Here is a 16,374-nt window from a genome sequence, read left to right on the forward strand (position 1 = left end):
TTGCACCGTTGGTGGGCCGGGCTCGCTGCTCCGAGGAGCGCGCCGGCCGCTTTCCAGATATGCCTCACCCGTGCGGTAGCTGTGCCTGAGAGATTCCGGGGAGGGCTTGCTCCTTCGGCGCCGACTGCGCCCCTCCGGACGGGTCCGGGGGACGGCCTGGCTCTCCCGCGCGGGCTGAAACGGCCTGTGTGAAGTTGTGGACCGCGCCCATCATGGCATGCCCGGCCCCCGGACCGTGCGACACGCTGACCCGGCCCGGCCCTCCCGCTACCCTGGCCTGCGGGCACGACCGTGCGGCGACGACACGGCAGAGCGCACGGCAGAGCGAACGGCAGAGCGAACGGCGGTAGCAGACAGATGCAGCACCCGACGATCCCGGCGCAGGCCCAGGGCTGGCCCGCGAACGAGCTGGAGCGGGTGCTGGTCGCCGCGGTCGGCGACCCGGGGGCGACCCCCCGGGTGGTGGAGGTGCTGCGGCGGAGCCAGGTCTGGGTCCCGCTGCCCGGCGGCCGCGGCCCGGACGGCGGGACGCTGGCGCTGCCGACCACCGAGCTGGCCGGACAGCCCTTCGTGCCGGTGTTCAGCTCCGAGGACCAGTTCCGCCGGATCGCCGGGAACATGGCGTTCACCGTCGCCCCGGTGCACGAGCTGGCGCTGGGGATGCCGCTGGGCGTCGGCATCGTGGTCAACCCGGAGGGCGCGGTGGGCATCCCGATCCCCGCGGCCGGGGTGGTCGAGCTGCGGGCGGGCGCGGTCGTGGCCGGACCGGTGGTCGGTTCGCACGGCGCCCCGCTGCCGGAGGGCGCCAGGGTCGGCCTGCGCCAGCCGGAGCCCCATGAGGAGCCGCTCGGCTTCCTCGCCGCCGCGGTCAACGAACTCGCGGGCACCGGGCTGGTGCTGACGGCCCGTCGGGTGCTGGCGCAGGTCGAGGCCGAGCCGGAGAAGCTGTTCGTCGGGGTCGAGTTGGACCGCGCGCTGCCGGAGACCCCGGAGCTGCGGGACGCCGTGGTGGCCGCGCTGGGCCGGGCGCTCGGCGCGGAGCCGCTGCCCTGGGCGCTGGACGTGGTCCTGCTCGACTCCGCCTACGACCCGGTCGGTGACTGGATGCGGATGTCGGTCGCCCCGTTCTTCGAACGCGACCGCTCCGGGCACTAGGCTTGCCGTTCGAACGCACGGCGCGGCACGGCCAGGGGAGCGGGTAGCAGTGGTCCAGTCAGGCGGCGGGGGCGCCATCGAGCAGGCTCTGCGCGAGGTCGCGCCGGGACGGTTCGACACCTACGAGTCGCTGCTCCGCGCGGTCGGCGACGGCCAGGTCTGGATGCTGCTCTGGCACGGCGAACCCGGCCGTCCCGACGCCCAGTACGGGAACATGGAGGTCGGCGGCGCGGGCTACGCGCCCTGCGTGACCTCGCCGGAGCAGCTCGCCGCCAGCGGCTGGAGCCGCGCGTACCAGGTCAGCCCCGGGCGGGAGATCGCCGCCGCGCTCTACCGCGAGCGCTGGGGGCTGTGGCTGAACCCGCATCAGCCCGGCGGCGGGGTCGGCCTGCCCTGGGCCGACCTGCGCCGGATCGCCGGTGGCCTGGACCGGCTGCCGGCCGGTCCGCTGCGGATCAGCGAGCCCGCCGTCCCCGCCGACCGCTTCTACGCGCTGCTGAACCAGGCGGCCCACGGCACCCCCGCGGTCCGCTCGCTGCGCCGGGCCTGGGTCGAACCCGCCTGGGGCAGCCCGTACCTGGTGATCGGTCTGGACCTGTACGACTCCAGCCCGCCCGCGGTGGAGTCGGTGCGGCAGATGATGCGGCACGCCCTGCCCGGCGCCCCGGAGGGGGTGGCGGTGTCCACGGTGGCGATGTCCGACCCGTTCGACCCGGTGGCGCTCTGGCTCCAGGTCCGCGCGCTGCCCTTCTTCGACCGCCCGGTGACCGGCGGCGGATACGGCTACCCGCGGCTCTGACGGTTCACCCGACGCCGAACCCGGCGCCATGAACCCGACGCCGTGAACCGGTCCTCGGAGCCGGTGGTTCCGGCTGCCCGCGGTGCCATGACACTCGGGGCAGTGGTGACAATTGTGCGCCTGACCTGCGGGAATGTCGTCTACACGCGTCAATCTGCTGCGCATAGCGCATGTAACGGACATGTGAAGAAGCGTATTCGGGCCATGCGATCATGTATCTCCGCAGGTCACGGTTATGCATCCTTTAACCGGGGAGTCTGGCGAAGGCTTCCCGCCGTGTTGAAGAGTGACGCAGATGCGGCAGCGGAACGGGGAGCCAGGATGTCCGGTTCGTCACTGCATGTCAGCAAATGTCTGATGCATCGTCACCGCAATCCCGTTCCACAGCACTTGGCACCAACTGTGAACTTCGACCACGTCGATCGGTCCGCGTCCTGACCAGGACTCACGACCTGGCGGGTCGACCGGGCACCGTGTGCCGGTCACCACCGGCTTGGGGGTCTCTCCACTCATGACTGCGCCACTTCACGACTCCGGAACCGCGACCCTGGAGGTCACCGCCGACCCCACGGTCGCGCCCGAGAAGATCGTCGGCCGCTCGCCCGGCCGGATCGCCTGGGAGCGCCTCAAGCGCGACAAGGTGGCCCTCGGCGGCGGCGTGGTGGTCCTGCTGCTGATCCTGGTGGGCATCCTCGCTCCGCTGCTGGTCCGGATCGAGGGCCAGAACCCGGACGACTTCCACTCCGACCAGCTGGACATCGGGGACCTGGGGATCGGCCTGCCCAAGGGCTTCCTCGGCGGCATCAGCGGCTCGCACTGGCTCGGCCTGGAGCCGAGCAACGGCCGCGACATCTTCGCCCGCGTCGTCTACGGGGCCCAGGTCTCGCTGATCGTCGCCTTCGGGGCGGCGGCGCTGGCCGTGGTCATCGGCGTACTGCTGGGCATGGCCGCCGGCTTCCTCGGCGGCTGGGTCGACACCGTGGTCAGCCGCTCGATGGACGTGCTGCTCTCGTTCCCGCAGCTGCTCTTCTCGATCGCGCTGGTCTCGGTGGTCCCGGCGAAGATCTTCGGCATGGGGGGCAGCACCCCGAGGGTCCTGGTGCTGATCTTCGTGATCGGCTTCTTCGGCTGGCCCTACATCGGACGCATCGTCAGGGGGCAGACCCTGTCCCTGCGGGAGCGGGAGTTCGTGGAGGCGGCCCGCAGCCTCGGGGCCGGCCGGATCCACATCCTGATCAAGGAACTGCTGCCCAACCTGGTCGCCCCGATCCTCGTCTACACCACCCTGATGATCCCGACCAACATCCTCAACGAGGCGGCGCTGAGCTTCCTCGGCGTGGGTGTGGAGCCCCCGACGCCCTCCTGGGGGCAGATGCTCTCGGACGCGACCCAGTACTACACGATCGACCTGCCCGACCTCGTCATCCCGGGCCTGGCGATCTTCATCACCGTCCTCGCCTTCAACCTGTTCGGCGACGGTCTGCGTGACGCCCTGGACCCCAAGGGCAACTAGCACGTCCCGCCCCGGCGTTTCCCGCCCGGTACGGCACTTCACCACTGACCAGGCGTTCCACTGGTCACTCTCGGAGGTTGGCATCCAGTGAACAAGCGCACCATGGCACTCGCGGCCGTCGGCATCGTCGGCGTCATGACCGTCTCGGCCTGTGGCAGCAGCAGCAAGAGCACCGGAGGCGGCGGCTCGTCGAAGTCCGGCGGCTCCACCTTCAACGCCGCGGCCACCAGCATCGTGAACCCGTCCACCAAAAAGGGCGGCACGATCAAGTTTCTGAGCACCCAGGACGTGGACTCGCTGGACCCGGCGATCGGCTACTACGCCTTCGTCTGGGACCTCCAGCAGCTCTACACCCGCACCCTGGTCGCCTACCCGATGCAGCCCGGCGCGGCCGGCACCACGCTGGCGCCGGACCTGGCCGCGGCCATGCCGACCATCTCCGCGGACGGCAAGACCTACACCTTCAAGCTGCGCAGCGGCATCAAGTTCGAGGACGGCAACCCGATCACGTCCAAGGACATCAAGTACGGCATCGAGCGCAGCTTCGCGCAGGACGTCCTGCCCGGCGGCCCGACCTACCTGATCCAGGACCTGGACGAGGGCCAGAAGTACCCCGGCCCGTACAAGGACACCGACCCGAACAAGATGGGCCTGAAGTCGGTGGAGACCCCCGACGACAGCACCATCGTGTTCCACCTGTCCGAGCCCAACTCGGACTTCCTGTTCCACCTGGCCATGGGTTCGGCCTCGCCGGTCGAGCCGAGCAAGGACACCGGCGCCAAGTACGCCCTGCACCCCGAGTCCAGCGGCCCGTACAAGATCGGCTCGTACACCCCGCAGAAGTCGCTGACCTTCGTCCGCAACCCGCAGTGGGACGCCAGCACGGACCCGATCCGCAAGGCCCTGCCGGACGCCTACGACTTCACCATCGACACCAACGCCGACGACGTCGACAGCCAGCTGCTGGCCGGCACCGCCGACATCGACGCCGGCCAGCGCGGTGTGCAGACCGCCGCCCAGGCGAAGATCCTGACCACCCCGTCGCTCAAGAACAACGCGGTGGACGCCCCGGCGTCGACCATCCGCTACATCTCGATCCAGACCAAGGTCGCCCCGTTCGACAACATCCACTGCCGCAAGGCCGTGGAGTACGCGACCAGCGGCACCGACCAGCAGACCTCCCGCGGCGGCAAGTGGGCCGGCGCGCTGGCGACCAACATGCTGCCGCCCACCACCCTCGGCTCGGACAACTACGACCCGTACGGCCTGGCCGCGGGCAAGGCGCAGGACGACAAGGCGAAGTCGGAGCTGGCCCTCTGCGGCAAGCCGAACGGCTTCAGCACCGTCATCGCGGCGCGCAGCACCAGCCCGAAGGACGTCAAGCAGGCCGTCGCGCTGCAGAACTCGCTGAAGCAGGTGGGCATCAACGCCACCATCTTCCAGTACGACGGCTCCAAGTCCAGCTCCACCGTGGGCGTTCCGGCGATCATGCACCAGAAGGGGATCGGCCTCAACGTCTTCGGCTGGGGCTCCGACTACCCGACCGCCTCGGGCTTCCTGGGCGTCCTGGTGGACGGCTCGCAGATCCTCCCGGCGGGCAACAACAACTTCACCGAGATCAACGACCCGCAGATCCAGGGCTGGATCGCGGACGCCAAGAAGGCCACCGACCCGAAGGTCGCCGCGGCCGACTACACCAAGATCAACCACCGGGTGATGGACCTCGCGCTCTACTTCCCCGGTGTGGTCGAGCAGTCGCTCAACTACTACAACCCGCGTCTGACCAACGTGATGTTCTCGGACGAGCTCGGCATGATCAACTTTGCCGCGCTGGGCACCTCCGACGGTAAGTGATCTCACTTCACCTGTAACAGCCAGACCGAAGGGCAGGTGAAGGCAGGCCGCGGTCGGCCGCCGTCCCCACAAGGGAGGGCGGCCGGCCGCGGGCGAGCCGAGCGCAGTGCTTCTCTACCTCATCCGGCGACTCATGCACGTGGTCGTCATGCTGCTGGTGGTCTCCATGATCACCTTCGGCATCTTCTTCATAGTGCCCAAGCTCACCCACGTCGACCCGGTGATGCTCTACGTGGGCAAGAACGCCAACCCGGTCGCCATCGCCGGCCTGAAGGTCAAGCTCGGCCTGGACAAGCCGCTGTACGAGCAGTACGGGCTGTTCCTCAAGGGCATCGTCGCCGGCCGGCACTACAACAACGGCCCGGACCAGACCTTCTGCCCGGCTCCCTGCCTCGGCCTGTCCACCACGGACAACCAGCCGGTGTGGCCGACCCTGCTCGGCGCGCTGCCGGTCACCGCGTCGCTGGCCGCCGGTGCGGCCGTGATCTGGCTGCTGTTCGGTGTCGGCACCGGCGTGCTCTCGGCGCTGCGCAAGCGCAGCTTCCTGGACCGCGCCACCATGGCCACCGCGCTGGCCGGCGTCTCCCTTCCGGTCTACTTCACCGGCCTGCTGGCCTCGGCGATCTTCGTGTACAAGCTGAACTGGCTGCCCAACAGCAGCGGCATCAGCTTCGCCGACGATCCCGGGGGGTGGTTCCAGGGGATGCTGCTGCCCTGGATCAGCCTCGCCTTCCTCTACGCCGCGACCTATGCCCGGCTCACCCGCGCGACCATGCTCGACGTGATGGGCGAGGACTACATCCGCACCGCCCGCGCCAAGGGCCTGGCCGAACGGGTGGTGGTCGGCAAGCACGCGATGCGCTCGACGCTCACCCCGATCCTCACCATCTTCGGGATGGACCTGGGCGGCCTGCTCGGCGGCGCGATCCTCACCGAGAACGTGTTCAACCTGCGCGGTCTCGGCTTCTGGGCGCTGACGGGCATTCAGAAGAGCGACCTGCCCATGATCATGGGCGTCACCCTCTTCGCCGCCTTCTTCATCATCGTCGCCAACCTGGTCGTCGACCTGCTCTACGCGGTCGTCGACCCCCGTGTGAGGCTCGCATGAACATCCGCAAGAACGTCCCCGCGGAGAGCGGCACCGACCTGGTCGAGCTCGGCAAGGACGGGCCCGAACCGACCCGGCCTGGCTCCTTCCTCGACGTCCGCGACCTGCGGGTGCACTTCCCGACCGACGACGGCGTGGTCAAGTCCGTGGACGGGCTCAGCTTCTCGCTGGAACGCGGCAAGACCCTCGGCATCGTGGGCGAGTCCGGTTCCGGCAAGTCGGTGACCTCGCTCTCGATCATGGGCCTGCACAGCGTCGGCAAGAAGCGCTCCGCGCGGATGACCGGCGAGATCTGGCTGGACGGCCAGGAGCTGATCGGCGCGGCGCCGGACGAGGTCCGCAAGCTGCGCGGGCAGCAGATGGCGATGATCTTCCAGGACCCGCTGACCGCGATGCACCCGTTCTTCTCGATCGGCCAGCAGATCATCGAGGCCTACCGGGTGCACCACCCGGACGTCTCCAAGAAGGCCGCCCGCGAGCACGCGGTCAACATGCTCGACCGGGTCGGCATCCCGCAGCCGAACAAGCGGGTGGACGACCACCCGCACCAGTTCTCCGGCGGGATGCGGCAGCGCGCGATGATCGCGATGGCGCTGTCCAACGACCCCTCGCTGCTGATCGCGGACGAGCCCACGACCGCCCTGGACGTCACCGTCCAGGCGCAGATCCTGGACCTGATCCGGGACCTGCAGCAGGAGTTCGGCTCCGCGGTCGTCATCATCACGCACGACCTCGGCGTGGTGGCCGAGCTGGCCGACGACATCCTGGTGATGTACGGCGGCCGGTGCGTGGAGAAGGGCCCGGCCTCGCAGATCTTCACCTCGCCGGAGCACCCGTACACCTGGGGCCTGCTCGGCTCGATGCCGCGCATCGACCGGGAGATCCAGGACCGGCTGGTCCCGGTGCAGGGCAACCCGCCCAGCCTGATCAACCTGCCGACCGGCTGCGCCTTCCACCCGCGCTGCCCCTACGCGGACCGCACCGGGGGGCGCTCGCTGACCGAGGTGCCGGAGCTGGTGCGGACCGGCCCCGACCACGCGGCGGCCTGCCACCTGCCGTTGGAGACCAGGCACACGATCTTCGCCGAGGAGATCGCCCCCCGGCTCTAGCCGTCACCGGCCGGCCGACCCGAGCACCGGCCCCCTCCCGCGGAGGGGGCCAAGGGGCACCGACCCCGACAGAGCACCGCACTGCGGCAGCACCCGCCGCACGTCGAGGAGACGAGAACGAACCATGGCTGATGACAGCACCGCTGACGGCACCACCGCTGACAGCGCCGCCGCGACGGCGACCGTCCCGGCGCCCGCACCCGTGCCGGCGGCCGAAGGCGAGCCGCTGCTGAAGGTCAACGGGCTGGTCAAGCACTTCCCCATCAGGAAGGGGCTGCTGCAGCGCCAGGCCGGGGCGGTCCAGGCCGTGGACGGGCTCACCTTCGACGTCCGCCAGGGGGAGACCCTGGGCGTCGTCGGCGAGTCCGGCTGCGGCAAGTCCACGATGGGCCGGCTGATCACCCGGCTGCTCGAACCCACCGACGGCACGGTCGAGTTCGAGGGCGTGGACATCACCCACCTGGGGACCTCGCAGATGCGCCCGCTGCGCCGGGACATCCAGATGATCTTCCAGGACCCGTACTCCTCGCTGAACCCCCGGCACACCGTCGGCACCATCGTCGGCGCGCCGTTCCGGCTGCAGAACATCAAGACCGAGCACGGGGTCAAGCGCGCGGTCCAGGACATGCTGGAGCTCTGCGGCCTCAACCCGGAGCACTACAACCGCTACCCGCACGAGTTCTCCGGCGGCCAGCGGCAGCGCATCGGCATCGCCCGCGCGCTGGCGCTGCGGCCCAAGATGATCGTCGCCGACGAGCCGGTGTCCGCGCTGGACGTGTCGATCCAGGCCCAGGTGGTCAACCTGCTGGACGACCTGCAGTCGGAGCTCGGCCTCACCTACGTGGTCATCGCGCACGACCTCTCGGTGGTCCGGCACGTCTCGGACCGGGTCGCGGTGATGTACCTCGGCAAGATCGTCGAGCTGGCCGACCGGGAGGCGCTCTACGCCAACCCGATGCACCCCTACACCAACGCGCTGATGTCGGCGGTCCCGGTGCCGGACACCTCGCGCCGGGGCGAGGGCCGCCGCGAGCGGATCCGGCTCACCGGAGACGTCCCCTCGCCGATCAACCCGCCCAGCGGCTGCCGCTTCCGCACCCGCTGCTGGAAGGCCCAGGACCTCTGCGCCTCGCAGGAGCCGCCGCTGCAGGCGCTGCAGACCGGACACCAGGTGGCCTGCCACTTCCCGGAGAACGCCCCGGCCTAGGCCGGACCAGGACCGCACCGGCCCCCGGGCCGGACACCGGCGGGGCGGCGTGCGGCGCCGTCCCGCCGACCCGGTAGAACTGGGGGTGTGTCCTCGCAGATCTTCGCCCCCGACGTGCAGCAGGTCCTCGACCTGATCGGGATCTTCGTCTTCGCCCTCTCCGGAGGGCTGCTCGCGGTCCGCAAGAACCTCGACATCTTCGGCATCGCGGTGCTCGCCGAGGTCACCGCGCTCGGCGGCGGGGTGTTCCGGGACCTGATCATCGGCGCGGTGCCGCCGGCCGCGTTCCAGAACATGGGCTACTTCTTCACCCCGCTGGTGGCGGCCCTGGTGGTGTTCTTCCTGCACCCCGAGGTGCAGCGGATCAACGGGACGATCCAGCTGCTGGACGCCGCCGGGCTCGGCCTGTTCTGCGTCACCGGCACCGCCAAGGCGCACGACTACGGCCTCGGCCCGGTCGCCGACATCGCCCTCGGCATGCTCACCGCCGTCGGCGGCGGCGTGGTCCGCGACCTGCTGGCGCACGAGCTGCCCTCGCTGCTGCGCTGGGACCGGGCCCTGTACGCGGTCCCGGCCCTGGTCGGCGCGGGCATAGTGGCGCTGCTGATCTGGATGAACCGGCTGGACGGCTACACCGGCACGGCCGCCGCGCTGGTCGCCTTCGCGCTGCGGATGCTGGCGCTGCGCTACGACTGGCGCGCGCCCAGGGCCTGGCACCGCGGCAGCGAGGCCACCGGCGACGGGAGCTGACCGGCGACGAGAGCTGACCGGGCGTCAGCCCTCGGCCCGGCCGCCGTACTCCTGGGACACCGCCTCGGCGGTCCGCAGCAGCTCCGGGACCAGCCGGCGCAGCGTCCCCATCGGTGCCACCACGGTCGGCGTGGAGATCGAGCAGGCCGCGATCACCCGTCCGTCGATCCCCCGGATCGGGACCGCCACGCAGTTCACCGTCTCCTCGTACTCGCTGCGGTCTGCCGCCCAGCCCTGCTCCCGCACCGTCGCCAGCTCGGCCAGCAGCGCCTCCGGGGTGCGCAGCGAGCGCGCGGTGTAGGCCGGGTACTCCAGCCCCGCGGCGAGCTCGCGCCGCCGTGCGTCCGGGAGCCCGGCCAGCAGCACCTTGCCCACCGCCGAGGCGGTCAGCGGGGCCCGCTTGCCGATCCGCGAGTACATCCGGACCGGGTAGCGGCTCTCCAGCTTGTCGACGTAGGTCACCTCGCCGTCCTCGTACACGGCCAGGTGGACGGTGTGGCCGCAGCGCTCGTTGAGCGCGGCCAGGTGCGGGGCGGCGACCACCCGCACGTCGATGCTCTCCAGCGCCAGCTGGGCCAGCGAGAACAGCTTGCCGCCGAGGCGGTAGCGGTAGTCCGGCTGGCGGTGCACGAAGCCGTGCTCCTCCAGGGTCCGCAGCAGCCGCATCGCGGTCGACTTGTGGACCCCGATCCGGTTGGCGGCCTGCTCCAGCGAGGCGGGCCCCTCGGCCAGCGAGGCGAGGATCACCAGCGCCCGGTCCACCGTCTGTGTCATTCCTGGATCCTAGGCACGCGTTGCACGGAGTGCAACGCGCGGCAGTGTGCCGGACCCTGGCGCGGAGGCGCCGCCCGTCCCCCTACACTTGATCCCGCCATGCCCTATCTCGACCATGCCGCGACCACCCCGATGCTCCCCGAAGCGGTCAGCGCCATGACCGCACACCTCGGCAGCACCGGCAACGCCTCCTCCCTGCACGCCGCCGGCCGCCGCGCCCGCCGCGTGGTCGAGGAGTCCCGGGAGACCCTCGCCCTCGCCCTCGGCGCCCGTCCCAGCGAGGTCGTGCTGACCGGCGGCGGCACCGAGTCCGACAACCTCGCGGTGAAGGGCCTGTACTGGGCCCGCCGCGACGCCGACCCGGCCCGGGTCCGCATCCTCTGCAGCCCGGTCGAGCACCACGCGGTGCTGGACGCGGTCGAGTGGCTGGAGCGGCACGAGGGCGCCCGGGTCGACTGGCTGCCGGTGGACGGCCACGGCCGGGTGCACCCGGAGGCGCTGCGCGAAGCGATCGCCGCCGACCCGTCCGATGTGGCGCTGATCACCGTGATGTGGGCCAACAACGAGGTCGGCACCATCCAGCCGATCACCGAACTGGCGGCGGTGGCGCGGGAGTTCGGCATCCCGATGCACGCCGACGCGGTGCAGGCGTTCGGCCAGCTGCCGCTGTCCTTCGCCGACTCGGGCCTGGACGCGCTCACCGTCACCGGCCACAAGATCGGCGGCCCGTACGGGATCGGCGCGCTGCTGCTGGCCCGCTCGGTCACCCCGGTCCCGCTGCTGCACGGCGGCGGCCAGGAGCGGGACGTCCGCTCGGGCACGCTGGACGTGCCGGCCGCGGCCGGGTTCGCGGCGGCGGCGGCGATCGCCGCCGAGCGGCAGCCGGAGCACGCCCGCGCGCTGGCCGCGCTGCGGGACGACCTGGTGCTCGCGGTGCACAAGGCGGTCCCCGACGCGGTGCTCAACGGCGACCCGACGGCGGACGGACGGCTCTCCGCCAGCGCGCACTTCTCCTTCCCCGGCTGCGAGGGCGACGCCCTGCTGATGCTGCTGGACGCCCGCGGCATCGAGTGCTCCACCGGCTCCGCCTGCTCGGCCGGGGTCCCGCAGCCCAGCCACGTACTGCTGGCGATGGGCGTCGAACCGGCGCTGGCGCGGGCCTCGCTCCGCTTCTCGCTGGGCCACACCTCCACCGAGGGGGACGTGGCGGCGCTGGCCGCGGCGATCGGCCCGGTGGTCGAGCGGGCCCGGCTGGCGGGCGCGGCGGCCCGGCGGTAGGACGGCGGGTGCGGAACGTACCCTGGTAGGCATCATGACTGACTTCCCCGGTGCCCCCGACGTCTCCGACCCCGCCAGCGCACCCCTCGGCGGCGGACGGCTGCGTGTCCTCGCCGCGATGTCCGGCGGCGTGGACTCCGCCGTCGCCGCCGCGCGCGTCGCCGAGGCCGGGCACGAGGTGACCGGCGTGCACCTCGCGCTGTCCAGCAACCCGCAGTCGTTCCGCACCGGCGCCCGCGGCTGCTGCACCCTGGAGGACTCCCGCGACGCCCGCCGGGCCGCCGACGTGATCGGCATCCCGTTCTACGTCTGGGACCTGGCCGAGCGCTTCCGCGAGGACGTGATCGACGACTTCGTGGCCGAGTACGCGGCCGGCCGCACCCCCAACCCCTGCCTGCGCTGCAATGAGAAGATCAAGTTCGCGGCGCTGCTGGACAAGGCCGTCGCGCTCGGCTTCGACGCCGTCTGCACCGGCCACTACGCCCGCATCCTGACCGGCCCGGACGGCGCCCGCGAGCTGCACCGCGCGGTCGACCCGGCCAAGGACCAGTCGTACGTCCTCGGCGTCCTGGACGCGGACCAGCTGGCGCACGCGATGTTCCCGCTCGGGGACACCCCCAAGGAGCAGGTCCGCGCCGAGGCCGAGCGGCGCGGCCTGGCCGTCGCCAAGAAGCCGGACAGCCACGACATCTGCTTCATCGCCGACGGCGACACCCAGGGCTTCCTGGAGCAGCGCCTGGGCACCGCCCCCGGCGAGATCATCGACGTGGACGGCACCCGGCTCGGCGAGCACAGCGGCGCGTACGGCTTCACCATCGGCCAGCGCAAGGGCCTGCGGATCGGCCACCCGGCCGCGGACGGCAAGCCGCGCTACGTGCTGGACATCTCACCGGTCGACAACCGGGTCACCGTCGGCCCGATCGAGGCCCTGGACGTGGCCGCGCTGACCGGGATCAAGCCGCGCTGGTGCGGCGAGCGGCCGTTCGCCGCCGGCGCGTACGAGGTGCAGCTGCGGGCGCACGGCGACCCGGTCCCGGCCACCGCCGCGCTGGTCGGCGACGAACTGCGGGTCGACCTCGCCGAGCCCGCCCGCGGCATCGCGCCGGGGCAGGCGGCGGTGCTCTACGACGGCACCCGGGTGGTCGGCTCGGCCACCATCGCCAGCACCGAGCGCGCCGCGGCCCTGTGACCCCGGCCCTGTGACCCTGCTCCGTACTGTCTCCACTGGGGGGAACCACCCGTGAACATCACCGTCTTCTGCTCCGCCAACGCGCTGGACGAGCGCTACACCGCGCCCGCGCGGGACTTCGGGCGGCTGCTCGGCGCGCAGGGCCACACCCTGGTCTGGGGCGGCTCCCACGCCGGCCTGATGGGGATCGTCGCGGACGAGGCCAAGGCAGCCGGGGCCAAGCTGGTCGGCATCTCGGTCGAACTGCTCAGCCACAAGGCCTACCAGGGCGCGGACGAACTGGTGACGACCGGTGACCTGGCCGAACGCAAGGCGGTGCTGCTGGCCCGCGCCGACGCGGTGGTGGTCCTGGCCGGCGGCCTGGGCACGCTGGACGAGGTCACCGAGGTGATTGAGCTGAAGAAGCACGGCCTGCACGTCAAGCCGATCGTGCTGCTGGACACCGAGGGCTTCTACGAGGGGCTGCGGGTCCAGCTCGCCCGGATGGAGGCGGAGGGCTTCCTGCCCAGGCCGCTGGACGAACTGGTCCGCTTCGCCGCGGACCCGGCCGAGGCACTGGCCCTGCTGGAGGGCTGAGCCGGGATCCTGGCGGGTTCTGGCAGTTCCTGTCGGGTTCTGGCGGGTCTTGGCGAGTCTTGGCGGGGCGTCAGCTCCGGTGGTCGGCCTGGTCGGGGTAGGGCGGGCTCGGCTGCGCCCGGGGGAGCCGGGGCAGGGCGCCGGGGGCGCCGTCCCCGTCGGCTCGACCGGGGACGGCCCCGGCGCCGGAACCGGCCGGTGCCGCGCCGAGCGGCTCGGGTGCGGGCCGGGGGATGCCACCGGGGCGCTGCCCCTGACCTCCGCCCGGAGACGGCTCAGCCCCGGGTGCGGGCCCGGGTGCCGACCCCGGCTCCGGGGCTGCCCCGGACCCCGGTCCGGGCCCGGGTCCGGGCCCGGCCGCAGCCCCGTCCCCGGAACCGGACCCGCCGCCCGCTTCCTCCACCGCCCTGCCGTCGCCGCCCGCGCCCTCCTCCGCCGGGTCCTCGCCGCCCGTGCCGCCCGTGCCGCCCGCGCCGCCCGCGCCCTCCGCTGCCGCGACCGCGTCGCGGCGCAGCAGCAGGCCGAGGCCCTCCCGGGTGGCGACCACCACCACCCGGTCGTCGTCCGTCAACTGCCGGTCCGGGGCCGGGTTCCAGCGGAAGGAGCCGTCCTCGGAGCGCAGTCCGACCACGCGCCAGCCGCCCGCGCGGAACGCCTCGCCGACGGTCCGCCCGGCCAGGGCGACCCGGTGCCGCACCTCGATCGTGGCGACCAGCAGCATCTGCCGTTCCACCGGGATCGCCGCCAGCACCTGACGCCCCATCATCGCCGCCGCGAAGGCCGGTGCGGCGAGGTAGGAGACGCTGCGGCTGCGGGTGGGGGCCTGCGGATAGGAGGCGTTGAGCGCGCGGTAGACGGTGCTGGCGAAGGCGTCGTCGAACAGCCGCAGCACCACCCGCAGATCGGGCCGCTGTTCCCTTGCGTACAGCACCGCCTCCAGATTGACGCTGTCGTTGCTGGTCAGCGCCATCAGCGTGCGGCAGCGGTTGATCCGGGCGGCGCGGTGGACCTCGCTCTGCGAGATGTCGCCGATCACCACCGGCACGCGCAGCGCGCGGGCCCTGGCCACCCCGGGCGCCGCCGGGTCCCGCTCCACCGCCACCACCGGCACCCGCATCTCGGCCAGCCGCTCCATCACCCGGCTGCCGACCTTGCCGAGGCCGATGATCACGATGTGGTCGCCCAGGCTGCGCCGGGGGCGGTCCAGCGCGCTGATGTTGTGCAGCGCGCCCAGGCTCTCCAGGACCAGCGCCAGCACCAGCGGCATGATCAGCATCCCGGCGAACACCGACAGCACCTGCAGCAGCTGCCGGGCCAGGGGCGCGCCCTCGGCCGGGTTCCCGGCCGCCGCGACGTCCATCAGCACCTGGTAGAGCGAGTACAGCAGCGACTGCCCGGTCGCCAGCCAGGTGGCCAGGGTGATCGCGGCGACGAAGCCGGACAGGCCGAGCGCCGCCCTGCGGACCCGGCGCGAGAACACCGCGCGCAGCGGCAGCCGGCGGAGCCTGGGTCCGGGCAGGGCGGGCGGGTCGGGGTCGTGCCGCAGCCGCAGCACCGCCCGGGTGGTGCCGGGGCCCGCCGCGGCGGCGGCGTCCGCGGCGGGGAGCAGCACGTGCACCGGGTTGTCGCCGGAGCCGACCCGGCCGCCGGTGCGCGGGGCGAGCAGCGCCAGCGGGACGGCGTCGCCCCCGTCGGAGTCCTGGTCGTCCCCCTGGTCCGGGCTCGCGGTGGGGGTCTCCACCACCGAGAAGGTGCCGCCGTTGACCGGGATCAGCTGGTGGCGGTCGGTCACCGCGGCCGAGACCAGGGCCGGGGCCACCGTCTCCGAGGCCGACAGCACGGTGCTGGAGCCGCCGGAGGAGGGGTCGAGCTGGTCGGCGGCCCGGTCCAGCAGGTTCTCCAGCCGCTGGCCGAGCCGGCTGCCGAAGATCCGGATCACCAGCCGCAGCCGGGGGTTGAGCCCGCGGGCGAGCAGTGCGGCCTGGGTGACCGCGGGGTCGTCGTCCATGGTCAGCGCGAGCGCGGTGGCGTCGGCGATCCCGGCCGCGAGCAGGGTGGGCTCGTCCGGGCTGCGCCCGGTGATCACGGTGACCGAGCCGTCCGCGGTGGCCAGCGCGGCGAGCTGCGGGCCGTGGCCCCGGTCCGGTTCCGGGATGACCAGGGTCACCCGTTCGCGGTAGAGGTGGATCAGTTCGAGCGCCAGCCGGTGGGTCAGCGCGTCGCCGCCGCAGACGATCATGTGGCCGGGGGGATGGGGAGCCGCCGCCGTGGTGGTGGCCTGATGATCCGTCACCCGTCCATCTTGGTGGATCACCGTCCGCACCGGGCGTGATACCAATGAACACATGGCTATTCACCTGATCACCGGCGCGGGCTCCGGCATCGGCGCGGCGGTCGCCGCACGGCTCGCGGAGCGCGGTGACGAGCTGTGGCTGCTGGCCAGGGACGCCAACCGGGCGACCGTGCTGCGGAAGCGGTACCCGGGCGCCAACACCCTGATCGGCGACCTGGCGGCGCCGGACCGGCTGTCCTGGGCGCTGGGCCAGCAGACCCAGCCGGTCCGGCTGGACTCGCTGCTGCACATCGCCGGCGTGGTGGACCTCGGCGCCATCGGCGACCTGGGCACCAAGGTCTGGAACAGCACCCTCGCGGTCAACCTGGTCGCCCCGGCCGAACTGACCCGGCTGTTCCTGCCGACGCTGCGGGTCTCGCAGGGGCAGGTGGTCTTCGTCAACTCCACGTCCGGGCTGGCCACGTCGGCGGAGTGGGGCGTCTACTCGGCCTCGAAGTCCGGGCTCAAGGCGGTCGCCGACGCCCTGCGCGCCGAGGAGCACGGCAACGGCGTCCGGGTCACCAGCGTCTACCCGAGCCGCACCGCCACCCCGATGCAGGCCAGGGTGCACGCCCAGGAGGGCAGGGAGTACGACGCCGCGGCCTGGATCGACCCGGAGTCGGTGGCCACCGCGATCGTGACCGCGCTCGACCTGCCCCGCGACGCCGAGATCACCGACCTGACGGTCCGTCCGGGCCGCTGACGGCTCCGGGGCGGCGGGCCCGGCTCC

The 16,374-nt window shown here is 72.3% G+C and carries 14 protein-coding genes and 1 riboswitch; of the genes, 12 read left to right on the forward strand and 2 right to left on the reverse strand.

Going from position 1 to position 16,374, the window contains the following annotated elements:
* Window positions 1-63: 63 nt before the first annotated feature.
* A riboswitch (glycine riboswitch) is annotated at window positions 64-178 on the reverse strand.
* A gap of 179 nt (window positions 179-357) precedes the next feature.
* From ACEZDE_RS26905 to ACEZDE_RS26940, 8 genes are all read left to right on the forward strand, one after another.
* A complete protein-coding gene (locus ACEZDE_RS26905; RefSeq protein ID WP_380541099.1) occupies window positions 358-1,155 on the forward strand; it encodes an enhanced serine sensitivity protein SseB in 798 nt (265 codons plus the stop codon).
* 49 nt (window positions 1,156-1,204) lie between these two features.
* Window positions 1,205-1,954, forward strand: coding sequence for an enhanced serine sensitivity protein SseB C-terminal domain-containing protein (locus tag ACEZDE_RS26910; RefSeq protein WP_380541102.1), 750 nt, complete (start codon window positions 1,205-1,207; stop codon window positions 1,952-1,954).
* Between the two features lie 511 nt (window positions 1,955-2,465).
* Window positions 2,466-3,467, forward strand: coding sequence for an ABC transporter permease (locus tag ACEZDE_RS26915; protein ID WP_380541105.1), 1,002 nt, complete (start codon window positions 2,466-2,468; stop codon window positions 3,465-3,467).
* A gap of 87 nt (window positions 3,468-3,554) precedes the next feature.
* Window positions 3,555-5,321 (forward strand): ABC transporter substrate-binding protein, encoded by a 1,767-nt coding sequence (locus ACEZDE_RS26920; RefSeq protein WP_380541108.1) that lies wholly within the window; start codon window positions 3,555-3,557, stop codon window positions 5,319-5,321.
* A gap of 106 nt (window positions 5,322-5,427) precedes the next feature.
* Entirely contained in the window at window positions 5,428-6,429 is a 1,002-nt protein-coding gene (locus ACEZDE_RS26925) for an ABC transporter permease (RefSeq protein ID WP_380541111.1), read from the forward strand.
* A complete protein-coding gene (locus ACEZDE_RS26930; RefSeq protein ID WP_380541114.1) occupies window positions 6,426-7,538 on the forward strand; it encodes an ABC transporter ATP-binding protein in 1,113 nt (370 codons plus the stop codon). The genes ACEZDE_RS26925 and ACEZDE_RS26930 overlap by 4 nt, the downstream gene beginning before the upstream one ends.
* Before the next feature lie 124 nt (window positions 7,539-7,662).
* On the forward strand, window positions 7,663-8,745 hold the full coding sequence (locus ACEZDE_RS26935; RefSeq protein ID WP_380541117.1) for an ABC transporter ATP-binding protein: 1,083 nt from the start codon (window positions 7,663-7,665) through the stop codon (window positions 8,743-8,745).
* A gap of 87 nt (window positions 8,746-8,832) precedes the next feature.
* Complete coding sequence (locus tag ACEZDE_RS26940; protein WP_380541120.1) at window positions 8,833-9,495, forward strand: trimeric intracellular cation channel family protein; 663 nt, start codon at window positions 8,833-8,835, stop codon at window positions 9,493-9,495.
* A 24-nt stretch (window positions 9,496-9,519) separates the two neighbouring features.
* Here the strand turns inward: ACEZDE_RS26940 and ACEZDE_RS26945 are convergent, their stop codons facing one another.
* Complete coding sequence (locus tag ACEZDE_RS26945; protein WP_380541123.1) at window positions 9,520-10,269, reverse strand: IclR family transcriptional regulator; 750 nt, start codon at window positions 10,267-10,269, stop codon at window positions 9,520-9,522.
* Between the two features lie 99 nt (window positions 10,270-10,368).
* On the opposite strand from ACEZDE_RS26945, the gene ACEZDE_RS26950 reads away from it, so the two are divergent.
* From ACEZDE_RS26950 to ACEZDE_RS26960, 3 genes are read left to right on the forward strand one after another with little or no spacing between them, the layout of a single operon-like run.
* Complete coding sequence (locus tag ACEZDE_RS26950) at window positions 10,369-11,547, forward strand: cysteine desulfurase family protein (protein ID WP_380541125.1); 1,179 nt, start codon at window positions 10,369-10,371, stop codon at window positions 11,545-11,547.
* A 34-nt stretch (window positions 11,548-11,581) separates the two neighbouring features.
* Entirely contained in the window at window positions 11,582-12,736 is a 1,155-nt protein-coding gene (mnmA, locus tag ACEZDE_RS26955) for a tRNA 2-thiouridine(34) synthase MnmA (RefSeq protein ID WP_380541127.1), read from the forward strand.
* Window positions 12,737-12,787: 51 nt separating this feature from the next.
* Complete coding sequence (locus tag ACEZDE_RS26960; protein WP_380541130.1) at window positions 12,788-13,312, forward strand: LOG family protein; 525 nt, start codon at window positions 12,788-12,790, stop codon at window positions 13,310-13,312.
* Between the two features lie 70 nt (window positions 13,313-13,382).
* On the opposite strand, the gene ACEZDE_RS26965 is transcribed toward ACEZDE_RS26960, so the two are convergent.
* The gene (locus ACEZDE_RS26965; RefSeq protein WP_380541133.1) at window positions 13,383-15,605 is read right to left on the reverse strand and encodes an NAD-binding protein; all 2,223 of its coding nucleotides are present in this window, start codon (window positions 15,603-15,605) and stop codon (window positions 13,383-13,385) included.
* 52 nt (window positions 15,606-15,657) lie between these two features.
* Between ACEZDE_RS26965 and ACEZDE_RS26970 the strand changes: the two genes are divergently transcribed.
* Window positions 15,658-16,347, forward strand: coding sequence for an SDR family oxidoreductase (locus ACEZDE_RS26970; RefSeq protein ID WP_380541135.1), 690 nt, complete (start codon window positions 15,658-15,660; stop codon window positions 16,345-16,347).
* Window positions 16,348-16,374 lie beyond the last annotated feature (27 nt).

This window comes from Streptacidiphilus cavernicola (genome assembly GCF_042510955.1).
Taxonomy (GTDB): Bacteria; Actinomycetota; Actinomycetes; order Streptomycetales; family Streptomycetaceae; genus Streptacidiphilus; species Streptacidiphilus cavernicola.